The organism is Paenibacillus sp. FSL K6-1566 (assembly GCF_038050475.1).
Classification (GTDB): domain Bacteria; phylum Bacillota; class Bacilli; order Paenibacillales; family Paenibacillaceae; genus Paenibacillus_AQ; species Paenibacillus_AQ lactis.
Genome location: NZ_JBBOSR010000001.1, coordinates 5,473,991 through 5,499,980, shown reverse-complemented (window position 1 = coordinate 5,499,980; position 25,990 = coordinate 5,473,991). Strand labels below are relative to the sequence as shown.

Sequence of the window (25,990 nt, the reverse complement as noted above, 5' to 3'; positions counted from 1 at the left end):
CAGAGCAAACGCGTCACAATTCATTCACGGATTGTTCGTTGATCTGTGACATTTTTTTTAGTAAACTAGCTATTAGCTGAAGCTGAGGCCTTGCTGTATCTTGCTGCACAGCAGCAACCTGATAGGCTGCTATGCGTAGGCGATAAAGAAGAGGTGAATAAGGCGACCATGCTTCAATTTATTCCTGTACTTGTACTGATGATTCTATTCTTTGTCATGATGTTCGGTATCGGCTTTATCCTTAATATGCTGATGAAGACGACCTGGTTTCCGTGCTTTTTGTTTGTCATCGTCATTCTGCCGGTCGTTGTATACAGCTTGTGGGATCGGAGTCAGACGCCGTTTTGGACTCACGTCGGATCATTCCAGCTGGTGGATTACCTGACCGGCGTTGCCGGACTGATCGGCGCTTATATGAGCGGATGGACGATCAAGACTTTGCGGATCAAAGGCTTTAAAATGTTTTAGAACATGCAGCAGCGATTTCATAGGAACATTTTACGCACATGCGGCATATCCGCTTCAAGGGATTTGAAGCAGGAGCAATAGGCGAATAGGATGATGGCGGCGGCTCTTCGATACTGGGGGCCGCCGCTTATTATTCGCTCTGAACGAATGAGGCGCTTGCATGGAATTCCAATATTTTTGATGCAAAAGAACCGACTTCCGATCCCTTGATTTGTGATAGAATAGAGGAAGTCTATTTTTGGGCGACAGGGGGAGCAACAGCGATGCGCATGACTAATTTTTTATATTTTACCGAGAATCACCGTTACTGCGTATACCGTGACTTCTGTTTGAGCAGCTTGGACGACAAGATGCTCGGCTCGATATATCAGCCGATGGTAGGCGCCTTTGCGATCAGCCTGTACCGTCTTTTCGTCCAGCATGTGCCGGCCGAGAAGGTCGGGTACTCGGCGATCGAACAGCAGCGGCGGCTGTTTCTGACGCTGGGGCTGGAGCCCAGTGAGAAAGGACGCCGGTATCTCATAGAGCAAACCTCCAAGCTGGAGGCGGTAGGCTTGCTGCAGACGAGCCGGATGTTCGTCCCCGAGACGGACGACTACATCTACGAGTATGAGCTGCAGGCTCCGCTCAGTCCTGCCGAATTTTTCAACACGCAGCATTTGACACTGCTGCTCCGCGATAAGGTCGGCAAATTCGCCGTACTGTCGCTCCGCGAGGAACTGTGGAGCAAGGAGCCCCATGAATGGTCGGGCATTTCGCTGAACAAGGAGAACATTTCGGTTCCCTTCTATGATATTTTCGAATTGAATACCCATGTGATCGATTACGAATTGGAGCAGGCGCTGGAGGAGGTAGCGGTGTCCAGGCCGGCCTTGCCGCCCACCCCGCCGGGAGAAGGGCTCAATTATGCGGACATTATCCTCCGCTTCCCGCGCGAGTCCCGCAACCGGGTGTTCGTGGAGCGTCTTCGCTACGATCATGAGCAGATGGGGATCGTGAATTACGTGGTCCGCAAGTATGATCTCAGCGTTCAGGACCTGTGCCGTCTTCTGGACGAGGACGGAATCTTCACCGAGCACGGGGAAATTGTCCTGGACGATCTGCAGCACAAGGCGAGCCTTCATTTCCGCCAGGGAATGAAGCTTCAGGAGAAGAGGCAGATTACGGCCGGCAAGGTGGTAGCCCTGCATCAGGAATTGAATACGGATCCGGATAAGCCTGCCGAGGAGCATGCCGTGCAGATGGAGTATTACGTCGAGGTGCCTGCGCAGTTCCAGTCGAAGTGCGATATTCATCAATATAATATGATGCTGCGCAATGAGCCGTATACCCGGCTGCTGCAGACGTTCTTCCCGGGGGCCGTACCCGCGCAGTTCCTGGACATTTTCGAGAAGATCGACCTTAGTTACAAGCTGCCGGGCGAGGTCATCAACGTACTGATTCATTATTTGGTGTCGTTGATCGCCGTCGGCGGCGAGCAGCGGATCAACCGTAATTTCGTGGAGGCGATCGCTTCCAACATGCTGCTGAAGCAGGTTAACAGCTATGAGAAGGCTGTTCAATATATAAGGGACCAAGCCAAGATGAAAGGCAAGCAGAAGCAGGGCTCAACACGCACGCGTACATACGCTAGAAGCGGACAGGCGAAGCCCGAAATTCCGGTGGCGCTGGAGACCGATAAGGGCGAGGCGGTAACGGATGAAGAATTCGAAGAGATGATGAGGTTCGCTGCCGAGATGCAGGCCGGCAATAAGAAAGGCGTATAAGAACCAAAGATGCTATAGATGAAGGAGGGAGAGAGATGGAATCCCTTGGCGAGCTGCTGGAAAGTATGAAGAGCTCTGCGCTGCGGCGCAGAACGGCCGAGATTACGGAGGAGCTGCTGAAGAACCCGCTTATTCAGGCGATGCGTGCGGAATATCCGGAGATTGACGACCGGGTGCTGCGCATCAATTTAAGCAAGCTGTACCAGTATGCCGGCGATCAGGCCAACTGCAAGCAGTGTCCGGGACTGGACCGTTGCCCGAATGATTTCCAGGGACACTACAGCAAGCTGGATATTCAGCGGGTCAACGGAACGGTGGAGATTTATGAACGGAAAACGCCGTGCTCCCTGCAGGTTGCCAAAACGAATGAGGATCAGATCCGGAAGCGGATCCGCAGCTTCTATGTCGACGACAAAGCGCTGAATGAAGGCTATGACCATATGGAGATTATGGCCAAGGACCGGCTGAGAGCTCCCGGAGTTCATCAGGTGTTCAAGTATATTAAGGAGACGAAGGAGAATGGGCTGAGTCCCCGGGGATTGTATTTGACCGGATCCTTCGGCACCGGCAAGACTTATTTGATGGGCTATCTGCTCTATGAGCTGGCGATGGCGGGGTATTCGGGCGTAATCGTGTATATGCCTGATTTTGTAGAGGATCTGAAAACGATGATGCAGGACGGACCGAAGCTGAAGGAAATGGTCGAGACGATGAAGAACTGCGATCTGTTGATCTTCGACGATATCGGCGCCGAGAATTTAAGCCCTTGGGTACGGGATCATGTGCTGGGGTCGATTCTGAATTACCGGATGAACCGCAAGCCGACCTTCTACACGTCGAACTATCCGCTGGACGGACTCGAGCGGCACCTAAGCTTTACGAGCAAGGACGGGGAAGAGGCCCATAAGGGGCAGCGGCTGATGAACCGCATTGCACCGTTCGTGGACGTCGTTCATTTATACGGCGAGAATCAGAGGGGAAAATTCTAGGCAAGGCTGCTGCCTATAGAAATGTAAAAAAGCCTGATCCCTTTAGCGTCACAGGACGCGATGACAGGGATCAGGCTTTTCTTAGCGCAAGGAGCCGTCAATTAGCCGACCAAAAATTTGATAATGACGAATCCGAAGAAGATGATGGTCATGAAACCGAACATCCCAAGAAAGCCCATCATCAAATCGCTGAAATCATTGCGCGGTTCTTCATTGATGTGCTCCCGCGGATCGTTCATGCGCACGTTTACATCCATGGTGCTTGCCTCCTCAAAAAGGTGAACATTCCGTATGCACGGCTAAGACAGGTCACCCGACTTATTATTAGTAGTATACCCAATGTCCAAATCATTTGTAAAGATTGCATGAATATTCCGAGAATTCCCCTTTCTTTAGGTGAGTATATTTCACTTTTTCTTAAAGTTTGTGGTATACTAAAACCGTCGACGCATTCGACATTATGATTCGCGCTATATCTTGAAATTATCCTGTAAGGAGGAGTATACAATGGCTATCGTTAATGTTACCGATCAAACCTTCGCCAACGAAGTGGAAGGTCAAGGAACGGTTGTAGTTGATTTCTGGGCCCCATGGTGCGGTCCTTGTAAAATGCTCGCTCCGATTCTGGACGAATTGTCCCAAGAACTCGGCGACGATGTAAAAATCGCAAAGGTGAACGTGGATGAAAATCCGGAATCCGCAGCACGCTTCGGCGTTATGAGCATTCCGACGATGATTTTCTTTAAAGACGGCCAGCCTGTCGATAAAGTGGTAGGGCTTAACTCCAAAGAAGCCTTGAAAGGCATCATTGCGAAGCATCAATAATGCTTGATAAGCAAGTGCCGCTACCGCAATAAAGCTTCCATAAAGCGCCTTCGGTCAACAATCCGATAGGCGCTTTATGCGGTTTATCATCAGGATTTTGCAGCATCCGATTACTGCCGCTTCCGGGTACAATATATAGATCCCGATCAGCGCCTCGTGAACGAGCCGCCCGCGAGCGCCTTTGGCGCCACGAACAAAACCGTTGACCTATACATTGCAGATTGAACGTCGCTTTTTGGATTTTTTGCAGCATTCTCATCATAATCATATATAATCTTCTTGGAGAGGAGGAAGAAGATGGACGACTTCGGCAAACAACTGCAGGAGCAGGAGAAGGCGCTGGAGAATATCCGGCACAAGCTGGCGCTGCTGCCCGATCAGCCCGGGTGCTACCTGATGAAGAACCGGGAAGGAACCATTATTTATGTCGGCAAGGCCAAAGTGCTGAAGAACCGGGTGCGCTCTTATTTTACCGGCAGCCACAACGGCAAGACCCAGATGCTGGTGGCCGAAATCCGCGATTTCGAATACATCGTAACGGGCAGCAATATGGAAGCGCTCATCCTGGAGTGCAACCTGATCAAGACGCACCAGCCAAGATATAATGTTCTGCTGAAGGATGACAAAACCTATCCATATCTAAAAATTACGAACGAAGAGCATCCCCGTCTCGAAGTAACGCGCCGGGTGCTTAAAGATAAAGCCAAGTACTTCGGCCCGTATCCGAACGCTTATGCCGCTCAGCAGACGAAAAAGCTGCTCGACCGCATGTATCCTTTGCGCAAATGCGGGGTTATGCCGAAAGAGGTGTGCTTGTATTATCATATGGGCCAATGCATGGCTCCATGCGTGAAAGAGGTGCCGAAGACCGCCTACGAGGAGATCACCAGCGAAATCACCTCCTTTCTAAGCGGCGGCCATGAAGAGATCAAGAAGGAGCTGCAGCGCAAAATGCAGGAAGCCGCAGAAGACCTGTATTTCGAACGCGCCAAGGAGCTGAGGGACCAGATCATCCATATCGACACCTTGATGGAGAAGCAGAAGATCACCACAACAGACACCCGGGACCGTGACGTCTTCGGTTATGCCGTGGATAAGGGCTGGATGTGCGTGCAAATTCTGTATATGCGCCAGGGGAAAATGGTGCAGCGCAACAAGTCGATTTTTCCGTTCTACGGTGACGCGCACAGCGACTTCATGTCCTTCATCGCGCAGTACTACAGCGATAACCCTGCCGTCCCGCAGGAAATCCTGCTTCCCGGACCGATCTTGATTGAGGAGGCCGACTCCGATGCGCAAGACAGCATCGCAGCCAAGAATGATTCGATATCGGAGGGAGCAGGCAGCCGAGCCGCTGCTTCCAACGAGAGCGGCCTGGCCCCAGGCGCCGGTGAGGGCGATACCGCTGGATCGCCTGCCTTAGCAGTCGCTGAGGACCCGTCCGGCTCAGGTTCGGCCGGCGGTCCGGAAAGCCCCGGGCAAGGGGAGGAGGCCGAACGTCTGGCCGCCGCGACAAAAGCCGAGAACGAGCGGGCGGAGGCTGCCGGCCTGGTGGACGCCGCCGGAGGTGCAGCTGCCTTGCAGGAATGGCTCGGCGTTAAGGTGCATGTGCCGCAGCGCGGCTTAAAGCGCCAGATGGTCGGGATGGCGATTGAAAATGCAAAGGTTGCGCTGGATGAGAAATTCCGCTTAATCGAACGAGATGAGGAGCGGACATCGATTGCCGCGGCCAATCTCGGCGAAGTGATCGGCATCGAATCCCTGAACCGGATCGAGGCGTTTGACAACTCGAACATACAGGGAACGAATCCGGTTTCGGCGATGGTCGTGTTTACAAACGGGAAACCGGATAAGAAGGAATACCGGAAGTACAAAATCCGCACCGTGCAGGGGCCGGATGATTACGAGACGATGCGTGAGGTCATCCGGAGACGGTACGAGCGGGTGCTGAAGGAGAATCTGCCGCTGCCGGACCTGATCGTGGTCGACGGCGGCAGGGGACAGATATCGGCTGCGATCGATGTGCTGGAGAATGAGCTGGGACTGTTTATTCCGGTCTGCGGGCTTGTGAAGGATGCCAAGCATAGAACGGCGCAGCTGATGGTCGGCGATCCGCCGCAGCCGGTGTCCCTGCCGCGGGACAGCCAGGAGTTCTATCTGCTTCAGCGCATCCAGGATGAGGTCCACCGGTTTGCGATCTCCTTCCATCGAGAGCAGCGCGGCAAATCGATGGTTTCGTCCAAGCTGGACTCGATCCCGGGCATCGGCGAGAAGCGGCGGAAGCTGCTGCTGAAGCATTTCGGCTCGATCAAAAAAATAAAAGAGGCTTCAGTCGAAGACTTTAAGCCCCTTTCGATCGGTGAAAAATTAGCTACAGATATACTCAATGCCCTTCGTGATGAGGAGTCGTGACATACGGCTTCTCTTTTTTTGTTGGATTCAAGCGATAGATCACGTAAGCCACGATTGCCGGCAGCACCATATAGAACAGGCCGATTAGCACATTAGGGGTCCCTTGAAGCATGACCAGGCTGATTCCCATGAGAATGCTGTTGAAGACGACATGCGAGAACATGGCCGCAATATATCCGTATTTCAGGAAAATATAGCTGAACAGCAGGCCGATAATGACCAGCTCAATCGGGCGGGATACGACTGGGTAAATCGGATACAGCGTATGGCCGAGCGCCCAGATGATCGAGGTGATCAAACTCGCGACAAAGGTGCTGCGCACGATTTTCTTCACCATTCTAATGCCGAACAGCCGGTACACCGCTTCCTCCGAAATGCCTGCCAGCCAAGCCATCAGCGGAAACAGCCATGGATAGAGCATGTTGTAAGGCGACTGCGAGGCATCGGTCGTGGACCAGGTGTTCAAGGTCAGGCCGAGCGCGATGAAGATCAAGGACTGAATGCCGAGCAGAATGAGGGCCCACAAATAGCCCACCTTCATGCTTTCCAAGACATAGCGGCCGTACCCGGGCTCCTTGGCACGCGGCCACGGATTAAGCCCGTCTTCCTTCCGCCATAGACCGCTTCCGCCGACAAGCGAGAAATAGAGCAAGGCGGAGAAGACGAGGGAGTAGATGGCGTAGAAGATCATCATCCCGATGATGCCGGTCTCGGACATTCCTTGTGCCTTAAAGACCGGAACCAGGTTGTACGTATTCAGCATCTGGATGACAAACAACAGGACGGACAGCAGGATACCGCGCTTAAACGAGGTATAGGCTCTGGTCTTGACGCTGTAGACGATGGCCAGGATACCGAGCACAAGCGTAAACAAACCGTACCCGACCAGCGTCAGCAGCGTTGCATCCTGCGTCTGCTTGTTCACATAGGCAGCATGCGCTGCCGGAACCGAGAACGCGGGCTCGAAGGAACGCAGTGTCCCATGTTCAAAGGTAAATGCCAGCTGCAGCCTCGAATCCCCGATGGCGGCTTCCGTGACGGTATATCTCAGCTTAGGTTCGCCTTCCCGGGTAGAAAGCTGCAGCTGCGTCGCATCGTATCCGGCCCACTTGAGCCACGGCTCCGCGAGCGCCTGCTTCTCGGCCAGCGTCATGCCTTCCTCAACCAGAAGCAGCATTTGCTTCCGGACCTCCCCTTGATTCAGCTCGATCCTGTCGTAACTGGAGCGGGCGGAATCATAGGAGAATCCCGCGATGCCGGCATTCTGCATATGCACATCCACGTTCAGCGCATCGCCACCCGGCAAGGTGAAGCGGACGCGGTATACGTCATATGGGTATTTGGCTTCGTAATTCTTGTTATACTCCTTTAGCTTCTTTTCCTTGGCCAAATATCCGTACAGCTCGGAGTTGGACTGGTATGTAACAAGGGGGTCTTGCCCTTCGGAAGCAGGAAACCCTAAACGTTCGCGAGCGAACCGTGACGCCGCTTGCGCAGCCTCATCCTTGGAAATGATTTGCGGATAGGGCGTATCGGTCGACTCGAAGGAAGTGGATGGGAGTACCTGGAATATAAGAAACAGGATCAGACCGATGATGGCCGGTGCGATAAGCTTCTTTAGGTTAGGTGTCAGCTTCAGGGGCTCTTCGGCACGGTTCATGAAATTCCTCCTCTTAATTTTAGTGCTTTCCGATATGAATAACCGGCCCCGCAAAAAGCGGATCATAGAGTCAATATAACATACATATGAAGAACAAGCCCTGCTTATCCCAAAGGGCCAATAATGAAATAAAACGCTGAAAATGAATGAAAGGTTTCGAAAACGTTAGAGAACCATATCCTTGTACTCTTGAATATGCCCAATTCGCGCTCATTTAAAGACTTTTTGGTAAAAAAACGACGTTGGGTTCGCTTCCGGATTGCGTTATAATCACATCATGCTTCAAGGAACCGAATAAACCAGCCGAATTTCGTAATGAGAACGGGGGAACCATGTAATTGGGGTGAATTTCATGATCTCTTTCGGATCATGGATAGGGCGGCCTGTGATAATGCCCGAATCCGTCAGCTAACCTCGTAGGCTGTTGCACAGGAACCAGACCGTGAAGGGCACTGTTTTCCAGTGTCTTTTTTCTTTGATTTTTTTGGAGAAGGTGAAACTTTGAACTCAAAAATGAAGTGGCTTAAGCTGTCACCTCCGCAGATCCTTGCGCTCGGTTTTGCGGCGGCGATCCTGGTCGGTACCATTCTGCTCATGCTGCCCGTATCCAGCAGGACCGGCGAACCGATCAGCGGGATTGACGCCATGTTTACGGCGGCTTCCGCCGTCTGTCTGACCGGGCTTGTTGTCGTGGATACAGGCACAAGCTTCAGTGCTTTCGGACATACGGTGATCCTTCTGCTCATTCAACTCAGCGGGCTCGGGTTTATGACGATGGCAACCCTGTTCGCCCTGGTATTCAAGCGGAGGATATCGCTCAAGGACCGGCTTGTTCTGCAGGAAGCGATGAATCAGTCCTCCATCGAAGGGATCGTTCGTTTGATCCGGCGGGTGTTTATCTATTCCTTGACCTTCGAGGCGTGCGCTGCCGTACTGTTTACACTGCGCTGGGCATGGGATATGCCTATTGGAAAAGCCCTCTATTTTGGGGTGTTCCATTCCGTTTCGCTGTTTAACAATGCAGGCTTCGATCTGTTCGGTGATTTTCATAGTCTCACGGATTATGTCGATGATCCGTTGGTAAACATCGTATCCATGCTGTTGATCATATCCGGCGGCATCGGGTTCGTTGTATTATCCGATTTGATCGATTTCCGTCAAAAAAGGAAGCTGTCGCTTCACTCCAAGGTCGTTCTCTCGATGTCGGGGGCGTTGATCTTCATCGGGGCGATCATCATATTTATTTTTGAGTTCACCAATCCGTTAACGCTGGGCTCCTTGGACGGGGGAGGTAAAGTGCTCGCCTCGTTCTTCCAATCGGTCAGTCCGCGAACAGCGGGCGCGAATTCGATTGATATCGGCGGCCTAAGGCAAGCTACGCAATTTTTCATTATTATACTTATGTTTATCGGAGCGTCGCCGGGATCGACCGGGGGCGGAATCAAGACGACAACCTTTATGGTGATGGTAGGGGCCGTATTCGCAATGATGAGAGGGCGTGAGGACATCGTCTTATTCCGGTTTCGCCTCGCTCAGGAGCGGGTCTTAAAGGCGTTAACGATTGCGCTTCTTGCGCTGCTGCTCGTATTGACGGTATCCATGATCCTGTCCACGACAGAGGATGCGGATTTCCTGGAGATTCTATTCGAAACGACCTCGGCCTTCGGTACCGTCGGCTTGTCGATGGGATTAACGCCGGATTTGACGGTGTTCGGCAAAATATTGATCAGCTTAACGATGTTTGCCGGACGTCTAGGTCCGCTGACGCTGGCTTATGCACTCGGTCCGAAAAAGGGTAAAGAATTGTATCGTCATCCGGAAGGCAAAATGATTATTGGATAAGGAGTATAGGAGAGACATGAAACCAAAGCAATTTGCAGTGATCGGTTTGGGGCGGTTCGGCTCGAGTCTGGCACTGGAACTAATGGAACTAGGCTATGAGGTTCTCGGCATTGACCGGAACGAAGAGGTCGTCGAGGATATGAGCGAGTATCTGACCCATACGGTGGTCGCCGATGCTACGGATGAGGAGATGCTGAAATCGCTCGGCATCCGCAACTTCGACTGCGGGATCGTCGCGATCGGAGACGATATCCAGATGAGCATTCTGTCCGCCATCCTGCTCAAGGAGCTTGGCGTATCGACCGTCGTGGCCAAAGCGATTTCCGTGCTGCACGGCCGGGCGCTGCAGAAGCTGGGTGTGGACCGGGTCATCTTCCCCGAACGGGATATGGGAATCCGTGTGGCTCACCAGCTGGTTACGCCGAATCTGCTCGACTATATCGAATTATCTAAGGATTATTTGATCGTGGAAATGACGGTAACCGATTGTATGGACGGCAAGACGTTAAGCGAACTGAACACGCGCGTCCGTTACGGTGTCACGGTGGTCGCCCTCAACAAGCGATCCGGCATTATCGTCGCGCCGACGGCGATGGACGTGGTCAACGCCGGCGATGTTATGGTCGTCATCGGCTCCAACGACAATGTGGAGCGGTTTGAGACGGAAGTCGTGAATCTGCAGCAGAAATAATATAAAAAAACCTGACGATCTCTAGGTCGTCAGGTTTTTTCGCTGCTTCTCTTCCGCAAGGCTTCGGAAGAGCACCTCGGTTTCGTTAATCCAGCGGCGGGCGGCGCTGCTAAGCTCTGAAGCATCCCCGTAAATCAGCGAGGTCGTCCGCCGCGTCTCCATGAGCGCGGGGATGTGAATGTCCACAAGCCCGTTGTCGGAGAGCAGCTGCGGACGGAGGTATGATTTCGGAAGCAGGGCCGCTGCTTTGCAGGTCGGGATCAAGCGGACGATCGCTTCGAAGGAATCGATCTCCATCCGAATATCGGGCATGATGCCCCACCGGTGAAACAGGTCGTCCGTCAGCTTACGGTACCAGGTTCCGGTCGAGAAAATAATCATCGGAAGCCCCTGGAGGTGCTCGACCTCGACATCCCCCAGCTCCGCCAGCGGATGGACGGCGGGAATGACGAGCTCCAGATGATCGTCAAACAGGGGAATGCAGTTTAGTCCCGGTTGGTTGATGGAAGAGGCGACGATGCCGACATCCACCCGTTTATCCCTTACATAAGAAACGATCTCATGGGTTTTGCCGGTAATCAGCTTGATTTCCGCGGCGGGATGCCGCTCCATGAACGCGTTGACGAGCGGGGGCAGCGTCGTCTGCAGCGTCGTCAGGCTCGCGCCCAGATTAATCGAGATCTGCTCCCCTTCCCGATAGTGGGCGAGCGTCTGCATGAGCTTCAGCTGCTGCTGGCGCTGCTCCAGCGCAAAGGTATATACGATCTGTCCGATCGACGTCAGCTCAAGGCGCTTGCCGCGCCGGTTGAACAGGGGCAGGCCGAGCTCGTCTTCGAGCTTGGCGATCTTCCGCGAGAGCGCAGGCTGGGACAGGTTCAGCAGCTTGGATGCTTTATTGATGCTGGATTGTTCCACCACAACGGCAAACATGTCCAGATCTTCGAACATGATATTCCTCCATTATATATAGGATGGTGTTCCAATATCTCCTTATGCGTATAGATTATAACGATTAATAATTATATTGCAATTCCCTTATAAGAAAAAAAGGAGTAACATGAAACATGACACAGGATGTTCACACGTTTGTGGAAAAAGGGAACATTTTGTCGTTGCACGCGAAAAGCACAGTGTAAGTAAGTGTAATTGTTCCGTAAATAGGAAAGAGTGAAATTGAAAACGCTGCACATTGGAAAGGGGAACGTCAACTGATGAAAGGGTATTATTCCAGAAAGCTGCATTCCTTACTCGGTGTCATACCGCTTGGAGCATTTCTGCTCAGCCACATGATATCCAACTTTCAGGCTTTCGAGGGTGGAAAGGAAGGCTTCAAGGGAGCCGTGAATTTACTGAACAGCTTGCCTCTAATCTTCTTCCTTGAGCTGTTCTTGATCTGGCTGCCGCTGATGTACCACGGCATTTACGGTCTGTACATTGCGTATCAGGCCAAAAACAACATCGGCAATTACAATTATGAGCGGAACATCCGTTTTACCGTTCAGCGGATTACCGGGGTTATTACGTTCGTATTTGTGATCTGGCATATGTACGACACCCGTTTTCAGATCATGATCGGCAAGATCACCCATGATGATCTGGGTGCCGTCATGCACGATATCGTGAGCAATCCTGTATTATTTGTTCTGTATATTATCGGCGTTGTATCGGCTACGTTCCACTTCGCGAACGGCCTGTGGGCATTCCTCGTCAGCTGGGGCATTACCGTCGGCCCGCGCGCGCAGCGAGTATCCACATACATTTGCATGGGCTTGTTCGTATTTATGAGCGTCCTGTTTATCCTTGCGATGACCGGATTCAGAAATTCCGAGTTCCAGGCTGCAGAAGCAGCGATCGATGTAGTTAAGACAGTCATGAGTTAAAGTGCAAGTTCAAAAAGCCGGTTTTTCAGCACCGAGAAGGTTGGATGAAGCTAGGGACTGAAGAGCGGAGCGTACGTTTTGGGTACGTGAGCACTTGAAATGTTTCCGCAGGAAACATGCTTCGGAAGCTTCTACTTAGGCCCGGCTGAGTTCAAGATTCGATGCCGAGTTACATCTTGATACACTACGTGATCAAAAGACGACTTTTTGAACAACCTCTTAAAGGAGTGAACGTATAAATGGCAGCATCTAATATTATCGTAGTGGGCGGCGGCCTTGCCGGACTGATGGCAACCATTAAAGCGGCCGAAGCAGGAGCCCATGTTCATTTGTTCTCACTGGTACCTGTGAAACGTTCTCACTCCGTGTGCGCGCAAGGCGGCATTAACGGAGCGGTTAATACGAAAGGTGAAGGCGACTCCCCGTGGGAGCACTTTGACGATACGGTTTACGGCGGGGACTTCCTGGCTAACCAGCCGCCGGTTAAAGCGATGTGCGAAGCCGCTCCGGGCATTATTCACCTCATGGACCGCATGGGCGTTATGTTCAACCGTACGCCTGAAGGCCTTCTGGATTTCCGCCGCTTCGGCGGAACGAAGCATCACCGCACGGCGTTTGCCGGAGCGACCACCGGCCAGCAGCTGCTGTACGCGCTTGACGAGCAGGTGCGCCGCTGGGAAACTGCAGGTCTCGTGACCAAATACGAGAACTGGGAGTTCCTGAACGCGGTTATTGATGACGAGGGCGTATGCCGCGGCATTGCCGCCCAGGACCTTCGCTCCATGGAGATCCGGGCGTTCAAGGCAGATGCCGTCATTCTGGCCAGCGGTGGCCCCGGCATCATTTTCGGTAAAACGACGAACTCGGTTATCAACACCGGTACGGCAGCAAGCGCGGTATACCAGCAGGGCGTATACTACGCTAACGGCGAATTCATCCAGATTCACCCGACCGCCATTCCAGGCGACGACAAGCTGCGCCTGATGTCGGAATCGGCCCGCGGTGAAGGCGGCCGGATCTGGACTTATAAAGACGGAAAGCCTTGGTACTTCCTCGAAGAGAAATATCCTGCATACGGCAACCTCGTTCCGCGGGATATCGCGACTCGCGAAATTTTCTCCGTATGCGTGGACATGGGCCTTGGCATTAACGGCGAGAACATGGTATACCTGGATCTCTCCCATAAGGATCCGAAGGAGCTGGACGTGAAGCTCGGGGGCATCATCGAGATCTATGAGAAGTTTATGGGTGACGACCCTCGCAAAATTCCAATGAAAATCTTCCCTGCAGTCCATTATTCCATGGGCGGCATGTGGGTCGATTACAACCAGATGACGAATATTCCTGGCCTGTTCGCAGCCGGGGAATGCGAATATCAATATCACGGAGCCAACCGCTTGGGCGCGAACTCGCTCGTATCGGCCATTTACGGCGGCATGGTCGCAGGTCCGAAGGCGATCGAGTATGTTAAAGGCTTGAAGAAATCGTCCGAGGATATCTCCTCCAGCGTCTTCGACCGGTACACGAAAGAGCAGACCACGAAGTACGAAGGGCTTCTGAAGATGGAAGGCACGGAAAATGCTTACGTGATTCATAAAGAGCTTGGCGAATGGATGACCAACAACATGACCGTTGTCCGCTACAACGACAAGCTCCAGGAGACGATCAACAAGATCAAGGAATTGAAGCAGCGCTACCGCAACATCAACATGACCGATACGTCCCGCTGGAACAACCAAGGCGTGGCATTCACGCGTCAGCTGTGGAACATGCTGGAGCTTGCGGAAGCAATGACGCTTGGAGCCCTGCTCCGGAATGAAAGCCGCGGAGCTCACTATAAGCCGGAATTCCCTGATCGCGATGACGAGAATTTCCTGAAAACAACGAAAGCGAAATGGACGCCAGAAGGACCGCAAATCTCGTACGAAGAAGTGGATGTTTCCTTAATCCCGCCGCGTATTCGCGACTATTCGAAAGAAAAGTAAGAAGGGGGATTTACCATGGCTCAAACGGCAGCCGCCTCAAAGACAGTAAAATTTATCATCACTCGTCAGGACAACCCGGAATCCAAAGCGTATACAGAGGAATTTGAGGTTCCGTACCGTCCCGGCATGAACGTAATCAGTGCGCTGATGGAAATTCAGCGCAATCCGAAGAATGCGCAAGGCCAAACGACTTCCCCGGTATGCTGGGATTCCAACTGCCTGGAGGAAGTATGCGGTGCCTGTTCAATGGTCATCAACGGCAAGCCGCGCCAAGCCTGTGCGGCGCTGATCGACAAGCTGGAGCAGCCGATCCGCATCCAGCCGATGAAGACTTTCCCGGTCGTGCGCGACTTGGTCATCGACCGGAGCCGGATGTTCTCCGCCCTGAAGCGAGTTAAAGCCTGGATTCCGATCGACGGCACGTATGATCTCGGTCCCGGACCCCGCATGGCGGAGAAGAAGCGCCAATGGGCTTACGAGCTGTCCAAATGCATGACGTGCGGCGTATGTCTCGAGGCTTGCCCGAATGTCAACGAGAAGACCGACTTTATCGGTCCAGCGGCCATTTCTCAGGTCCGCTTGTTCAACGCCCATCCAACGGGCGAGCTGAACAAGGAGGAACGCCTGGAGGCGCTGATGCAGGACGGCGGCATTGAAGGCTGCGGCAACTCGCAGAACTGCGTACGCTCCTGCCCGAAAGGCATTCCGCTAACGACATCGATCGCGGAGATGAATAAAGAAACAACGAAGCATCTGTTCAAGCGCTGGCTCAGCGTCTAGAACCGAAAAGCTTACGAAATGGCAACAACAGCGCCTGACCGCTTGTATCATTCGCGGTCGGGCGCTGTTTTGTTGTACGATAATAGCAGAACTTTTTATCTAAAGGTGGTACGCACTCATGATTACAGAAAGACCGATTACGATTCAGGATTTGAGCCGGGACCTCGCCGCTTTAGGCGTTAAGGAAGGGATGACGGTGCTTCTCCATTCTTCGCTTAAGAGCATCGGCGGATGGATCGTCGGCGGGGCTGAAGCCGTCATTCTCGCGCTAACGGAGGTGCTGGGTAAGAAAGGAACGCTGGTGATGCCCACACAGTCCCCGAACTTGACGAACCCGGAGACCTGGGGAAATCCGCCCGCCGATCCGAAATGGTGGCAGCTGATCCGGGACAGTATGCCTCCCTTTGATCCCGATGCTACGGTAACCTCGGGAATGGGGGTTATTCCGGAAACGTTCCGTAAGCAGAAGGGGGTCATCCGGAGCCTTCATCCGCATGTCTCCTTCGCGGCTCGAGGCCGTGCAGCGAAGGGGCTGATGGACCCGCATCCGCTGACAGACGGCCTCGGGGAATCCTCGCCTCTGGCCCGGCTGTACGATGCAGACGCCTTCGTGCTGATGCTCGGGACCGGCTATGGCAGCAATACCTCCTTCCATCTGGCCGAGTATCGCGCGGCGTGGAGGGGCAAAGAGCATATTACGTCCCAAGCGCCGGTATCGAGAGCTGGAGGCAAGACGGAATGGGTGTCCTTTTCGGATATCAATTATCATGCCGACGATTTTGAAGCGTTGGGGGCTGCATTCGAGCAGGAGTGCAAGGAAGCCTGCAGTTACGGTAACGTAGGCGCAGCCTCTTGCGTCCTGGTCAAACAGCGTAGAATGGTGGATTTTGCCGTAGAGTGGCTTGCCCGTAACCGGTAAAAGTCGGATTGCCAAGGAACGCCAGTTGCATGAGCTCCTCTCCAAGGGTAATAAATGATTAGGTGTAATGCGGCCGGAGTACGAACGATCGATATGGGGCCGTAGGAAGGAGGGGACGCTCATGAGCTGGTGGATGTGGCTGCTCAATTTGGCGGGGTTGATAGCCTTGATTTATGCGTTCTACATGATGGACAAGAAATGGTCAAGCCGGCCGCTGCTGCTCGCGCCTTTGCTGATTTATGTGCTGGTGTCGGTGGAGGATTTGCTTGGTTGGATCGATCTGATGGAAATTGTACCAGGCAAGGGAGGGATGCGTGCTCTCATTGTGATCTTCTCCTTGTGCTCGGTTGTCTTCTATGTGCTGTACATCTTCGATAAAATCGCGGATTCCGTGAACCGGCATGTCGATATGAAGACAACCCTCATCCGAATCAGCATGGCCGCTGCCATGTGTATTTTATTTTTCACGCTGGTCTATATGTCAATCTACAAGCTGTTTGGCGGTGTATCCTTTGAAGGGGATAATCTAGGGCAGGACCCGCTGTCGCAGTTCATTACGTTTCTATATTTCAGCATGGCCACGTTTGTGACGGTCGGGTATGGGGATGTAAGTCCGGTTGACAACACTTCAAGACTGGTCGTCATCTTGGAGATCGCCTTTAGCTTTATCACCGTTGCTTATGCGCTGTCCATGCTTGGAACCCTGCGGCAAATATTCAAGCCGGGTAGTGATCGGCCTGAAACCTACAGCACTGAAGAGGGCGAACCGGGAACGGCCGCCCCGCCGCATGAGCGCAAGCATTTTACCCGATAGTCAGCCAAATTTGATGAGCGCAGGAATTGATTTCGGCTCAAGGTGCTTTGTCAGCTGACGCTGACGGGCAGCGGTAACACCAGCAGTCATCAATAATTGACATCACACGTTGATAGGCGTACAGCCTGCAAGGGAGTGGGGCTCAATCGACGCCATCAAGTTCCCGGGTCCGCTCTCGTGGATGGCTATCCCCGGTTCACGGCTTCAGCAGCTTTTTGAGAATGCCGAGTCCGTTGTTTGACGGATACCGGAATTTAAAGTCGAACCGGTTCGTCTGCTTCAGCACGCTCTTCATATGCGAGAAGGTGTAGAAGCTGTACTGCCCGTGATACGAGCCCATCCCGCTCTCGCCGACACCGCCGAACGGCAAATACGGCGTAGCCAGATGCATGAGCGTATCGTTGACGCAGCCTCCGCCGAAGGATACGGAGGACAGCACATGCTCCTGTAGGTCCTCATTCTCGGTGAACAAATAGAATGCAAGCGGCTTGGGGCGTGACTGAACGGCCCGGATCGCTTCGTTCATGTCATCATAAGTCAGGATCGGGCATATGGGTCCGAAAATCTCCTCTTCCATCACCGGCATATCCCATGTCACTTGATCAAGAACCGTCGGTTCAATGCATAGTTTGTCCTTATCGGCCTTGCCGCCGTGCCGAAGGTGGCCGTTATCCAGAAAGCCTGCCAGCCGATTGAAGTGCTTCTGCGACACGATTCGGCCGTAATCGGGGTTGTTCAGCGGCTCAGGGCCATAGAATTCAATGATCGCTTCCTTTAAATAGGCGATGAACGGCTCTTTTACGCGGCTGTGAACCAATACATAATCGGGTGCTACGCATGTCTGCCCGGCATTCGTGAACTTTCCGAAGGCAATGCGCGATGCCGTCAGCTTCAGTGGAGCGTCCTCATGGACGATGCAGGGGCTTTTGCCCCCGAGCTCGAGCGTGAGGGGAGTCAGGCGCTTGGCTGCTGCTTCCATCACGATTTTCCCCACATTCACGCTGCCGGTAAAAAAGATATAGTCCAGCGGCTGCTCCAGCAGCACGGTGCTGACCTCGGGTCCGCCCTCAATAGAAGCCACGTACTCCGGCGGGAACGTTTCTTCCAGGATGGACGTAATAAGCGCGGAGACGGCCGGCGTCAGCTCGGACGGCTTTACAACAGCGGTATTACCCGCAGCCATCGCGCCGATCAGGGGAGAGATGGCAAGCTGCCAAGGGTAATTCCAAGGAGCAATAATCAGCACGCTGCCGTACGGCTCGGGATAGATCTTCCCCTTGCTGCCGACATGCGTCAGCGCCGTTTTCACGCGCTCGGGTTTGCTCCAGCGCTTTATATTTTTCAAGATATGTGAGAGTTCTTTGTAAACGATGCCGATTTCTGTCGTATAGGCTTCCTGCTCGCTCTTGTTCAGGTCCTGGCGCAGCGCCTGGATTACCTCGCTCTCTCTGGCGACGATGACCTCGCGGAGTCTGGTGAGCTGCCGGATCCGGAACTCCGGCTCCTTCGTGAATCCTTTCAGGAAAAACTGCTTCTGCGATGAAACTAATGACGGGATGGATTCGTTAACAATCATAAGCAGCTGCAGGCTCCTTTCCATGGGCATAGACTTGTAACGATTTATCGTATAAAAGTAATAAATCTAACCGTGCTATCGAGCATGTCCTCAGATAAGTTCATGCCAATACACTCAGGGTGTTCTTTTCCATATTATATAGGAGGATGTCCGTTTATGAAAAATTCATCCACAGGGCCGCAGCGGCCATCCAGCCAAGCGGATGCCAAGCCGGCAGCGGGCACGACCATGACGCGGCGCAGGTTTCTGAAGCATGGGGCGGCTGCCGTCCTGGGAGCAGGCCTTGCGGTGGGTGCCTACGCCTCCTTGTGGGAGCCTAACCGGCTGGAGGTCAGGCGGCTAACACTGGCGCTGAATGGTCTGCCTGCCGCTTTCAACGGCCTGAAGGTTGTTCAGTTCAGCGATATGCATCTGGGCTTTTATGCAGGTGCCAAGGCCGCCGTGCGGGTGGTTGAAGCCATTAACCGGGAGAAGCCGGATCTCATATGCTTTACAGGGGATATGGTGGACGGGGAGGTTGATGCTTTGGAGGAAGCGATTCTGCCGTTGTCCGGCCTCGAAGCCGCGTTCGGAAAATACTCGATCCTCGGCAACCATGATTTCTACGATGTAGAGAAGCTGATCCGGATGGAGGAGAAGGCGGGATTCACCGTGCTTCGTAACAGCCATGCCAAGCTAAGACGAGGCGGCGAACAGATCGCGGTTGTGGGCTTGGATGACGGAATATGGGGGCATCCTGATCCGGCATCGGCGCTTGAAGGACTCCCGGAGGGGATGATCAAGATAGTGCTGATGCATGAGCCGGACTATGGTGATACAACTGCGGAGTACCCGGTTCATCTGCAGCTGTCCGGCCACAGCCATGGCGGGCAGGTACGGCTGCCTTGGCTTGGGGAGGTTGTGACGCCACCTGGGGCAAAACGTTATGTACAAGGCTTGTATCATGTCGGCAGCCGTGGGATGCCGCTGTATGTCAATCGTGGGATCGGGATGACGCAGCTGCCGATCCGGCTGCTATGTCAACCGGAGCTGACGGTATTGACGCTCCGGGGGGCAGACGTGTGATCGTGAAAGTCTTGGTGCCAAATCGCCATCATAGTATTGATGAATAACAAGTTGCAATAATAACAAGATGCGATACCATTCAAATGGCCGTGCATGTCCTGGCGAATGGATCAATATGAAACGTACAATTTGAATTTTTGTTACACAATTGAAATATACCTGTTATGAAACTCTAACAGCGAGAGGTTAAACTTATCACATGACCCCCTTTTGAGAATATATATGATGCTTTTGGATCCGCTGTGCGGGTCCACTTTTTTTGTTCCTGTGTATTATTTATGGATCTGCAATAAAAAAACAGAAGGGGTACCCCTGTTAAAGAGGTACGGCAACCTTCTGTTTTTGCTCGTAATAGACCCACTCCTTAAACCCGATCTCTTTCAGAACCTTGGCCACTTCCTCGAACTCGTCGCCGACCCGGGACGGTTTATGCGCGTCGGAGCCGAAGGTCACATCGACGCCGTAATGATGCGCAACCTCCAGAATTTCGTTGGACGGATACCATCCGCCGCACAGCTTCGTTTTGCCGGAGGTGTTGATTTCGATCGCCAGCCCGGATTCCGCGATGACCTTCAGCGTTTCCTCTATCGCTTCGTCTGCCTTGATTTCGGAGAATAACGGATAGTTGCCCTTCATGGCATCCATGTGCGCGATAATTTGAAACATCCCGCTTCGCGCGGACTGCCGGATCAGATTGAAATACTCCTCCTTATCGGCCACTTGCTCGGACGGAGTCAGCTTCTTCCACCGGTTTTTATTAAATATGCTGACGCCTCTCACGTGGTGGATGGATCCGATAATGTAATCGAAAGGGTAGGCAGACATCGCCTGTTGATATACATTGGCATGCTCAGGAAAGAAGTCCGATTCGATTCCCAGCAGTACCTTGATCTTGCCCTCGTACTCCCGTTTCAATTGCAGCACTTCCCGGACGTACCCGTCAAAGTCGGCTTTAGCCATGGAGATAGAAGGGAAAGGATGCTCCTCCTCGCTTCCGAAGTATGGCGTATGGTCCGAAATCCCGATGACTTGTAAATCCGCGGCAATGGCCGCTTCGATATAATCCCGGATATTGCCGTCCGCATGGCCGCAGCGGAAATGGTGGGTGTGCAGATCAAATTTCATGATAAGCCCTCCTTCATGCTGTTATCGTCATAATATAGCATCCCGATTCTGGTCATGATCATCGTGACTTACTCGGTGCTGATGAATTGCGTTTCCGGCATGCCCTTCAAGTCGCTTAAAAATTGCCGCATGGCCGAGCTTACATAACGGCCGCTCTTATAGATGACGCCGACCGGATGGCTTACCTCCAGCTCGCTGAGCGGAACGATCTGCAGGGTGCCGTTTCGAAGCTCTGTCGCTACGGATTGCTTCGAAATGATGGCAGCGCCAAGATTAATCTCAACCATCCGTTTGATTTCCTCGCTGCTGGACAGCTCCATGACCACCTGAGGATCGATGCCGTGCTTCTTCATGACGTCGTCGGCGAAACGGCGGCCAACGGTATCGCGCGATAGCAAAATAAGAGGCGTGCTGCCGAGCACATCGATGCTTGCCTTGGATAGTTTGGCCAGCGGGTGCTGAGGGGATACAACTAATTCAAACGTATCGTAGTACAGGATGGATGTGCTGAGGTTGGGATTGCGTTCGATCAAATAACCGATTCCGATGTCGATGAGACCATTCTCCACGCTATGGTAGATTTGCGAGGATGCCATGGATTGAATGGTTGTTTTAATGTGGGGGAACTGATCCTGGAAGTAGGAAAGAACCCGGGGCAGAATCTGAATGGCGATGGAAGTGGTCGTACCTAATTGAATATGCCCTTGAGGCGTCTGGTCTAGATCCGACAGCCGCTGCTTCAGCTCGTCCACGATGCTCAGAATTTGCTCGGCATGCTCCACGAACACCTGTCCACGGTCGGTTAACGTTACCGGTTGGCTCCGGTCTACCAGCACGGTTTTGAACTCTTCCTCCAAGCTCTTGATCTGAGCCGATACGGCCGGTTGTGTCAGATTAAGAAGCTCTCCGGCTTTGCGAAAGCTCATCGTTTTGGAGATGGTAATTAGCGTTTCCAATTGGCTGATGTTCATAGCCTTCCTCCTTACTTGATATGATTCTTCCGCTCGTAAATCCACGTGCAGCCCGCTTTATTTAAATTATAGGGTATTCTGCCTGAAGGAGCAATTGAGGCAGCATTCCGCTTGTGTCAGCTAAAAAGTTTCGAAATCCGGACATTTATTATTAAAAGATTGCGAATGCATCCGATAATAGTAAAGTAGACATAGCTTCAGGTGAGACCAAAGTACCTTTTAAGCGAATGGATGACCGAATGCGAAATCGACGTTATTACGATAGCTCCAAAGTTGGAAGAGCTGTTGGAATAGGGGGTTGTCGCTAATTTGTGATGATTTATTAAAGGGTATCCATTATAATGTTTAAATAAATCGTTGGGACTTTGGGACCCTGACCAACAACCCAGTGAAAGGGGCGAAAGTAAGGAATGAAAGCGGAAGTCATCAATCCTTTTTTAGAGTCCGCACGACATGTGATCGAGCAAGTCATACAGGTTTCACCTTCCACGGGGAATCTTGGGGTCAAGGAGATCGGATTTATCGAGAATCATATCTGGATCCAAATCGGAATGACAGGGCAAATGAACGGGGATATCGTATTTGGGATCCAGGAGAAGGTAGCGCTGCACATGGTATCGGCCATGATGGGCGGATATGTCATTACCGAAATGGACGAGATGGGACAGAGTGCGATATCAGAGCTGGGCAATATGATTAGCGGCAATGCCAGCATGATTTTGTCCAACCAAGGAGTAAGCGTTGATATTACGCCGCCGCGGGTGATTAAATCGGATCATGCCTCCGGCCTGTTTCAGAAAAAGGCGCTGTGCATTCCCCTCATGATGGAAGGCATCGGCGAACTGGATATTCAAGTCATGATTTCGTAAAATAAGACCAAGTGAGCCGCCGGGCTCCTGCAGAGCAATGCCGGGAAGCCGGCAGGCACTGGTAGGCAGCTCTAGCGGTAAAGGAAGGGATAACGAAATCATGCTCAAAAATAAAGTGATCGCGGTGACGGGCGCTTCCAGCGGCATCGGGGCCCTGATAGCCCAGCGGCTGTCCGACGAAGGCGCGGTCGTTATACTGGCCGGACGTTCGATGGAGCGTCTGCGGGAAGCCGGCAGCCGCTTGAAAGGACCCCATGAGCTGGTCGTCATGGACGTACAAGACCCCCATCAGGTGGATTCGGTGTTGAAAGAGGCATCCCGGAAGCACGGCAGAATCGATGTGCTGGTGAACAATGCCGGATACGGCAAGTTCGAGGCATTCCTGGATATGCCTGCCTCTGAATTTGAAGATATGATGGACGTCAATTATATGGGGATTGTACGGTGCACCCAGGCAGTCCTGCCGGGGATGCTGGAGCGAGGCGACGGGCAGATCGTCAATATCGCTTCGATGGCAGGGAAGATCGGCACTGCCAAATCCACTGCCTACTCTGCCACGAAGCATGCCGTATTGGGACTTAGCAATGCTCTGCGGCAGGAGCTGCGGCATACAGGCATCACCGTCTCGACCGTCAATCCGGGACCGATTGATACGCCGTTCTTCTCCTTGGCCGATCCTTCGGGCGGATACGTCAAAAATGTCGGCTGGCTTATGATGAAGCCGGAATATGTAGCCGAACAGGTCGTCAAGCTCATTATCAAACGCAAGGAAGAGCTCAATCTGCCAAGATTGGCCGCTGTCGGCATTCGCTTATATCAGCTGTTTCCGAGATTTGCGGATCGTGTATCCCATCGGTGGATGAATCAGAAATAAACAACAGCCTACAGGCTTTCCGTCTCCGCGAGAATGTCGCGCAGCAGGCGGAGAGCTTGTTTCGTCTGCCCGGCATCCGCCGAGAGCAGGGTGATCGCCTGGTCCAGCCGTTCCTTGTAGCGATCCGGCTTGAGCGGGAAGGACTCGATCATGGCCACCGCGCGCTTCTCGTTAATGCAGTAGGTCTCATTCTTGGCGAACAGCACTTGATTCAAGCAGGCAATGCACCGGTAGACGTGGCCGGCAACGTAGGTGATGTCGTCTTTGGACGCGTTATCGTCCGCAAACATCAGGGAGAAGGATGCCTCGAAGGTGAAAAATCCGACGATGGCGCTCTTCAAAGCTTGAGGATAAGGCTTCGTCTTCGCCTGAAGCGTCTGAATGCGGTTATCCTTATCGGACAAAATGCGGCAAACAGACAGCTCACCCATATACATCACATTAAGGTAAGCGTGCGGATGCCCGGTCTGGTAATGGGCTGAAACCGATCCCTTCGTGCATTCCTCCACGATTCTGGACACGCGGTGAATATCGCGGAATAAGAAATCCACGTGGTACCCCTCGATCACTAACCAGCCGCCCCCGTTAACCCAGGCACCCCATTCCCCGAGCGAAGTGATAATGCCCTCGCGATGCTCGTCATCCAATTTTTTCGCCGCCTTCGCGATATGCTCGACCTGGAATCCCTCGGATTCATCATAATAAATGCCGATATCGATATCCGAATCCGGCCTTGCTGTCCCTTTGGCTCTGGATCCGCCAAGCACGACGCCGACAACGCCGGGCAGATGACGGAGTTCTTTCGTGATGTTATCAAGCAGTGCTTCGACCTTTGCAGTCATGGTAAATCTCCCCCCAGTCATATCCTTTTAATTCATTTTACACTAAAATCGGCAAATAACAGGTGGTTATGATAAAGCGAAGATTTTCTTCCCAAATGCTTGTCCGAAAGGTTGTATTTGGTGAGCGCCCGGTTTTGGCATATAATGAGAAGGAACGAATGAGACCCGATAAAATAAAGGATGGACGATCATATGACTTCAACTACGTTTCATACATTGGGAATAGCAGAGGATTTAACGGCAAGGCTCTCGGAATTCGGCATTGTGGCGCCGTCACCGGTTCAGGCCGAAGCCATTCCTCCGATCCTTGCGGGCAAGGACGTGCTTGCAACGTCCCAGACGGGAACCGGCAAGACGCTGGCTTACCTGCTTCCGATCCTTCAGGGCATCGACCCGGAGGTAAAGGCAGCACAGAAGCTGATTGTCGCTCCAACCCAGGAGCTGGCGATCCAGATCGTTAGAGAGGGCGAGCGTTATGGGGAGGCTCGCGGCATCGGCGTCATCGGATTAATCGGCGGCGCGGCGGCCAAGCGACAGATCGAGAAGCTGAAGCAGCATCCTCAGCTGATCGTCGGAACGCCGGGACGCATCCGGGAGCTGATCGAAATTCGCAAGCTCAAAATACACCAGGTAACCACCATCGTCATTGACGAGGTGGATCAGGTGTTTCAGTCAGGCGGTGCGAGCGATGTGGAACGGATCCTGCGCAGCGCGCTGCGCGACCGTCAGCTCGTATTCCTATCGGCAACGGTCGGTCCTGAGACGGCCGAGCTGGCTAAGAAGGAAATGGATCAGCCGGTTGAGATCGGGATCGATCCGGAGCGCCGGACGCCGTCCGGTCTGGAGCATTATTATTTCGTATCCGAAGAACGGGACAAACTGGACATGCTTCGCCGGATCGTCCGCCATTACGATCCCGAACGGGCGCTCGTCTTTGTGAACGCCACGGAGGATCTGGCCGAGGTGGAAGCCAAGCTGAATTATCTCGGCTTGAATGCAGCCGCCTTGTACGGAGACGCCGACAAGCTGACTCGGAGCCGGGTCCTGAACGCATTCAGGGAAGGGCGGACGAAGCTGCTTGTAGCAAGTGACGTTGCTGCCCGTGGGCTGGATATCGAAGGTCTCGGCATGGTCATCAACTATGATCCGCCGATTGATGCCGAGCACTATACCCATCGTGCAGGACGGACAGGACGGATGGGGCGTAAGGGGCTTGCGATTACCCTTGTGACTGACCGGCAAACCTTCATTATGCGTAAGTTCAACCGCGAGCTGGGCATTTCGATCGAAGAGAGAGTCCTATACGGCGGGAAAATTCGCACGCCACGCTCCGCTTCGGAGCGGGACAGTGCCGGTCGTGGTTCCCATGCCGGCAATCGAGCGAACAAGCCGGCTGCCCGGAAGCCGGCGTCGATCAGCTCGAAGGGACGGGCAGGCAACGGCAAAGCGAACGGAGAACGTCCGAGCGAGAGGGAGCGCGACCGCAAGAACAAGGGTGCGCCGAAATGGCTGAAGAATAAACCGCCGCGGGGCTGACCTGCGGCACGGCTTATATTTAACCAATACGAATCCGTAGAATCGGCTTAGAACCGGGCCAGGCCCGGTATCCTCAACTGGATTCACGCGCACAAGCGCTT

Annotated in this window: 23 protein-coding genes and 1 riboswitch; of the genes, 16 read left to right on the top strand and 7 right to left on the bottom strand. The window is 53.1% G+C overall.

What is annotated here, in order from left to right; all coding sequences use genetic code 11:
• Positions 1 to 168: 168 nt before the first annotated feature.
• The 3 genes from NST08_RS24520 (at position 169) to dnaI (ending at position 3,223) form a co-directional block, all read left to right on the top strand.
• A complete protein-coding gene (locus tag NST08_RS24520) occupies positions 169 to 468 on the top strand; it encodes a YuiB family protein (RefSeq protein WP_007131998.1) in 300 nt (99 codons plus the stop codon).
• Between the two features lie 263 nt (positions 469 to 731).
• Positions 732 to 2,234, top strand: a complete 1,503-nt coding sequence (locus NST08_RS24515) for a DnaD domain protein (protein ID WP_210094561.1) — start codon at positions 732 to 734, stop codon at positions 2,232 to 2,234.
• Positions 2,235 to 2,269: 35 nt separating this feature from the next.
• Positions 2,270 to 3,223, top strand: coding sequence for a primosomal protein DnaI (dnaI, locus tag NST08_RS24510; protein ID WP_210094560.1), 954 nt, complete (start codon positions 2,270 to 2,272; stop codon positions 3,221 to 3,223).
• Positions 3,224 to 3,324: 101 nt separating this feature from the next.
• Here dnaI and NST08_RS24505 read toward each other — a convergent pair whose 3' ends face one another.
• A complete protein-coding gene (locus tag NST08_RS24505) occupies positions 3,325 to 3,480 on the bottom strand; it encodes a hypothetical protein (protein WP_007132001.1) in 156 nt (51 codons plus the stop codon).
• A 250-nt stretch (positions 3,481 to 3,730) separates the two neighbouring features.
• On the opposite strand from NST08_RS24505, the gene trxA reads away from it, so the two are divergent.
• Together trxA and uvrC are read left to right on the top strand one after the other, a co-directional pair.
• Positions 3,731 to 4,048: a thioredoxin gene (gene trxA, locus NST08_RS24500; protein ID WP_007132002.1), complete on the top strand. Its 318-nt coding sequence runs from the start codon at positions 3,731 to 3,733 to the stop codon at positions 4,046 to 4,048.
• A 297-nt stretch (positions 4,049 to 4,345) separates the two neighbouring features.
• On the top strand, positions 4,346 to 6,460 hold the full coding sequence (gene uvrC / locus NST08_RS24495) for an excinuclease ABC subunit UvrC (protein ID WP_341034949.1): 2,115 nt from the start codon (positions 4,346 to 4,348) through the stop codon (positions 6,458 to 6,460).
• On the opposite strand, the gene NST08_RS24490 is transcribed toward uvrC, so the two are convergent.
• Positions 6,432 to 8,120, bottom strand: coding sequence for a CPBP family intramembrane glutamic endopeptidase (locus NST08_RS24490; RefSeq protein WP_341034950.1), 1,689 nt, complete (start codon positions 8,118 to 8,120; stop codon positions 6,432 to 6,434). The two genes, uvrC and NST08_RS24490, sit on opposite strands and share 29 nt — an antisense overlap.
• A 291-nt stretch (positions 8,121 to 8,411) precedes the next feature.
• Positions 8,412 to 8,558, top strand: a riboswitch (cyclic di-AMP (ydaO/yuaA leader).
• Positions 8,559 to 8,633: 75 nt separating this feature from the next.
• Here NST08_RS24490 and NST08_RS24485 point away from each other — a divergent pair.
• Positions 8,634 to 9,962: a TrkH family potassium uptake protein gene (locus NST08_RS24485; protein ID WP_373872059.1), complete on the top strand. Its 1,329-nt coding sequence runs from the start codon at positions 8,634 to 8,636 to the stop codon at positions 9,960 to 9,962.
• Positions 9,963 to 9,978: 16 nt separating this feature from the next.
• Positions 9,979 to 10,653, top strand: coding sequence for a potassium channel family protein (locus NST08_RS24480; protein WP_007132006.1), 675 nt, complete (start codon positions 9,979 to 9,981; stop codon positions 10,651 to 10,653).
• A gap of 21 nt (positions 10,654 to 10,674) precedes the next feature.
• On the opposite strand, the gene NST08_RS24475 is transcribed toward NST08_RS24480, so the two are convergent.
• Complete coding sequence (locus tag NST08_RS24475; RefSeq protein WP_213616282.1) at positions 10,675 to 11,601, bottom strand: LysR family transcriptional regulator; 927 nt, start codon at positions 11,599 to 11,601, stop codon at positions 10,675 to 10,677.
• 263 nt (positions 11,602 to 11,864) lie between these two features.
• On the opposite strand from NST08_RS24475, the gene NST08_RS24470 reads away from it, so the two are divergent.
• From NST08_RS24470 to NST08_RS24450, 5 genes are all read left to right on the top strand, one after another.
• The gene (locus tag NST08_RS24470; RefSeq protein ID WP_341342377.1) at positions 11,865 to 12,533 is read left to right on the top strand and encodes a succinate dehydrogenase cytochrome b558 subunit; all 669 of its coding nucleotides are present in this window, start codon (positions 11,865 to 11,867) and stop codon (positions 12,531 to 12,533) included.
• Between the two features lie 239 nt (positions 12,534 to 12,772).
• Positions 12,773 to 14,518, top strand: a complete 1,746-nt coding sequence (sdhA, locus tag NST08_RS24465; protein WP_028404808.1) for a succinate dehydrogenase flavoprotein subunit — start codon at positions 12,773 to 12,775, stop codon at positions 14,516 to 14,518.
• Between the two features lie 15 nt (positions 14,519 to 14,533).
• Positions 14,534 to 15,298, top strand: coding sequence for a succinate dehydrogenase iron-sulfur subunit (gene sdhB, locus NST08_RS24460; protein WP_007132010.1), 765 nt, complete (start codon positions 14,534 to 14,536; stop codon positions 15,296 to 15,298).
• A gap of 118 nt (positions 15,299 to 15,416) precedes the next feature.
• On the top strand, positions 15,417 to 16,217 hold the full coding sequence (locus NST08_RS24455) for an aminoglycoside N(3)-acetyltransferase (protein ID WP_340899177.1): 801 nt from the start codon (positions 15,417 to 15,419) through the stop codon (positions 16,215 to 16,217).
• Between the two features lie 121 nt (positions 16,218 to 16,338).
• Entirely contained in the window at positions 16,339 to 17,031 is a 693-nt protein-coding gene (locus NST08_RS24450) for a potassium channel family protein (protein WP_007132012.1), read from the top strand.
• A gap of 196 nt (positions 17,032 to 17,227) precedes the next feature.
• Here NST08_RS24450 and NST08_RS24445 read toward each other — a convergent pair whose 3' ends face one another.
• Positions 17,228 to 18,607, bottom strand: a complete 1,380-nt coding sequence (locus NST08_RS24445) for an aldehyde dehydrogenase (protein WP_341342376.1) — start codon at positions 18,605 to 18,607, stop codon at positions 17,228 to 17,230.
• A 156-nt stretch (positions 18,608 to 18,763) separates the two neighbouring features.
• Between NST08_RS24445 and NST08_RS24440 the strand changes: the two genes are divergently transcribed.
• Positions 18,764 to 19,672: a metallophosphoesterase gene (locus NST08_RS24440; RefSeq protein ID WP_213616288.1), complete on the top strand. Its 909-nt coding sequence runs from the start codon at positions 18,764 to 18,766 to the stop codon at positions 19,670 to 19,672.
• Between the two features lie 315 nt (positions 19,673 to 19,987).
• On the opposite strand, the gene NST08_RS24435 is transcribed toward NST08_RS24440, so the two are convergent.
• On the bottom strand, positions 19,988 to 20,797 hold the full coding sequence (locus NST08_RS24435) for a histidinol-phosphatase (RefSeq protein ID WP_213616290.1): 810 nt from the start codon (positions 20,795 to 20,797) through the stop codon (positions 19,988 to 19,990).
• A 68-nt stretch (positions 20,798 to 20,865) separates the two neighbouring features.
• Positions 20,866 to 21,768: a LysR family transcriptional regulator gene (locus tag NST08_RS24430; protein WP_007132016.1), complete on the bottom strand. Its 903-nt coding sequence runs from the start codon at positions 21,766 to 21,768 to the stop codon at positions 20,866 to 20,868.
• A 410-nt stretch (positions 21,769 to 22,178) separates the two neighbouring features.
• On the opposite strand from NST08_RS24430, the gene NST08_RS24425 reads away from it, so the two are divergent.
• Both NST08_RS24425 and NST08_RS24420 read left to right on the top strand, forming a co-directional pair.
• Positions 22,179 to 22,637: a chemotaxis protein CheX gene (locus NST08_RS24425; RefSeq protein WP_007132017.1), complete on the top strand. Its 459-nt coding sequence runs from the start codon at positions 22,179 to 22,181 to the stop codon at positions 22,635 to 22,637.
• 100 nt (positions 22,638 to 22,737) lie between these two features.
• Positions 22,738 to 23,511, top strand: a complete 774-nt coding sequence (locus NST08_RS24420) for an SDR family NAD(P)-dependent oxidoreductase (RefSeq protein ID WP_007132018.1) — start codon at positions 22,738 to 22,740, stop codon at positions 23,509 to 23,511.
• A gap of 8 nt (positions 23,512 to 23,519) precedes the next feature.
• On the opposite strand, the gene NST08_RS24415 is transcribed toward NST08_RS24420, so the two are convergent.
• Positions 23,520 to 24,353, bottom strand: coding sequence for a nucleotidyltransferase domain-containing protein (locus NST08_RS24415; protein WP_007132019.1), 834 nt, complete (start codon positions 24,351 to 24,353; stop codon positions 23,520 to 23,522).
• A 192-nt stretch (positions 24,354 to 24,545) separates the two neighbouring features.
• On the opposite strand from NST08_RS24415, the gene NST08_RS24410 reads away from it, so the two are divergent.
• On the top strand, positions 24,546 to 25,889 hold the full coding sequence (locus tag NST08_RS24410; RefSeq protein ID WP_341342375.1) for a DEAD/DEAH box helicase: 1,344 nt from the start codon (positions 24,546 to 24,548) through the stop codon (positions 25,887 to 25,889).
• Positions 25,890 to 25,990 lie beyond the last annotated feature (101 nt).

Bases quoted from the DNA above. Each gene is read 5' to 3' on its own strand.
- NST08_RS24520 (WP_007131998.1), top strand. From the start codon at position 169: ATGCTTCAATTTATTCCTGTACTTGTACTGATGATTCTATTCTTTGTC.
- NST08_RS24515 (WP_210094561.1), top strand. From the start codon at position 732: ATGCGCATGACTAATTTTTTATATTTTACCGAGAATCACCGTTACTGC.
- dnaI (WP_210094560.1), top strand. From the start codon at position 2,270: ATGGAATCCCTTGGCGAGCTGCTGGAAAGTATGAAGAGCTCTGCGCTG.
- NST08_RS24505 (WP_007132001.1), bottom strand. From the start codon at position 3,480: ATGGATGTAAACGTGCGCATGAACGATCCGCGGGAGCACATCAATGAA.
- trxA (WP_007132002.1), top strand. From the start codon at position 3,731: ATGGCTATCGTTAATGTTACCGATCAAACCTTCGCCAACGAAGTGGAA.
- uvrC (WP_341034949.1), top strand. From the start codon at position 4,346: ATGGACGACTTCGGCAAACAACTGCAGGAGCAGGAGAAGGCGCTGGAG.
- NST08_RS24490 (WP_341034950.1), bottom strand. From the start codon at position 8,120: ATGAACCGTGCCGAAGAGCCCCTGAAGCTGACACCTAACCTAAAGAAG.
- NST08_RS24485 (WP_373872059.1), top strand. From the start codon at position 8,634: ATGAAGTGGCTTAAGCTGTCACCTCCGCAGATCCTTGCGCTCGGTTTT.
- NST08_RS24480 (WP_007132006.1), top strand. From the start codon at position 9,979: ATGAAACCAAAGCAATTTGCAGTGATCGGTTTGGGGCGGTTCGGCTCG.
- NST08_RS24475 (WP_213616282.1), bottom strand. From the start codon at position 11,601: ATGTTCGAAGATCTGGACATGTTTGCCGTTGTGGTGGAACAATCCAGC.
- NST08_RS24470 (WP_341342377.1), top strand. From the start codon at position 11,865: ATGAAAGGGTATTATTCCAGAAAGCTGCATTCCTTACTCGGTGTCATA.
- sdhA (WP_028404808.1), top strand. From the start codon at position 12,773: ATGGCAGCATCTAATATTATCGTAGTGGGCGGCGGCCTTGCCGGACTG.
- sdhB (WP_007132010.1), top strand. From the start codon at position 14,534: ATGGCTCAAACGGCAGCCGCCTCAAAGACAGTAAAATTTATCATCACT.
- NST08_RS24455 (WP_340899177.1), top strand. From the start codon at position 15,417: ATGATTACAGAAAGACCGATTACGATTCAGGATTTGAGCCGGGACCTC.
- NST08_RS24450 (WP_007132012.1), top strand. From the start codon at position 16,339: ATGAGCTGGTGGATGTGGCTGCTCAATTTGGCGGGGTTGATAGCCTTG.
- NST08_RS24445 (WP_341342376.1), bottom strand. From the start codon at position 18,607: ATGATTGTTAACGAATCCATCCCGTCATTAGTTTCATCGCAGAAGCAG.
- NST08_RS24440 (WP_213616288.1), top strand. From the start codon at position 18,764: ATGAAAAATTCATCCACAGGGCCGCAGCGGCCATCCAGCCAAGCGGAT.
- NST08_RS24435 (WP_213616290.1), bottom strand. From the start codon at position 20,797: ATGAAATTTGATCTGCACACCCACCATTTCCGCTGCGGCCATGCGGAC.
- NST08_RS24430 (WP_007132016.1), bottom strand. From the start codon at position 21,768: ATGAACATCAGCCAATTGGAAACGCTAATTACCATCTCCAAAACGATG.
- NST08_RS24425 (WP_007132017.1), top strand. From the start codon at position 22,179: ATGAAAGCGGAAGTCATCAATCCTTTTTTAGAGTCCGCACGACATGTG.
- NST08_RS24420 (WP_007132018.1), top strand. From the start codon at position 22,738: ATGCTCAAAAATAAAGTGATCGCGGTGACGGGCGCTTCCAGCGGCATC.
- NST08_RS24415 (WP_007132019.1), bottom strand. From the start codon at position 24,353: ATGACTGCAAAGGTCGAAGCACTGCTTGATAACATCACGAAAGAACTC.
- NST08_RS24410 (WP_341342375.1), top strand. From the start codon at position 24,546: ATGACTTCAACTACGTTTCATACATTGGGAATAGCAGAGGATTTAACG.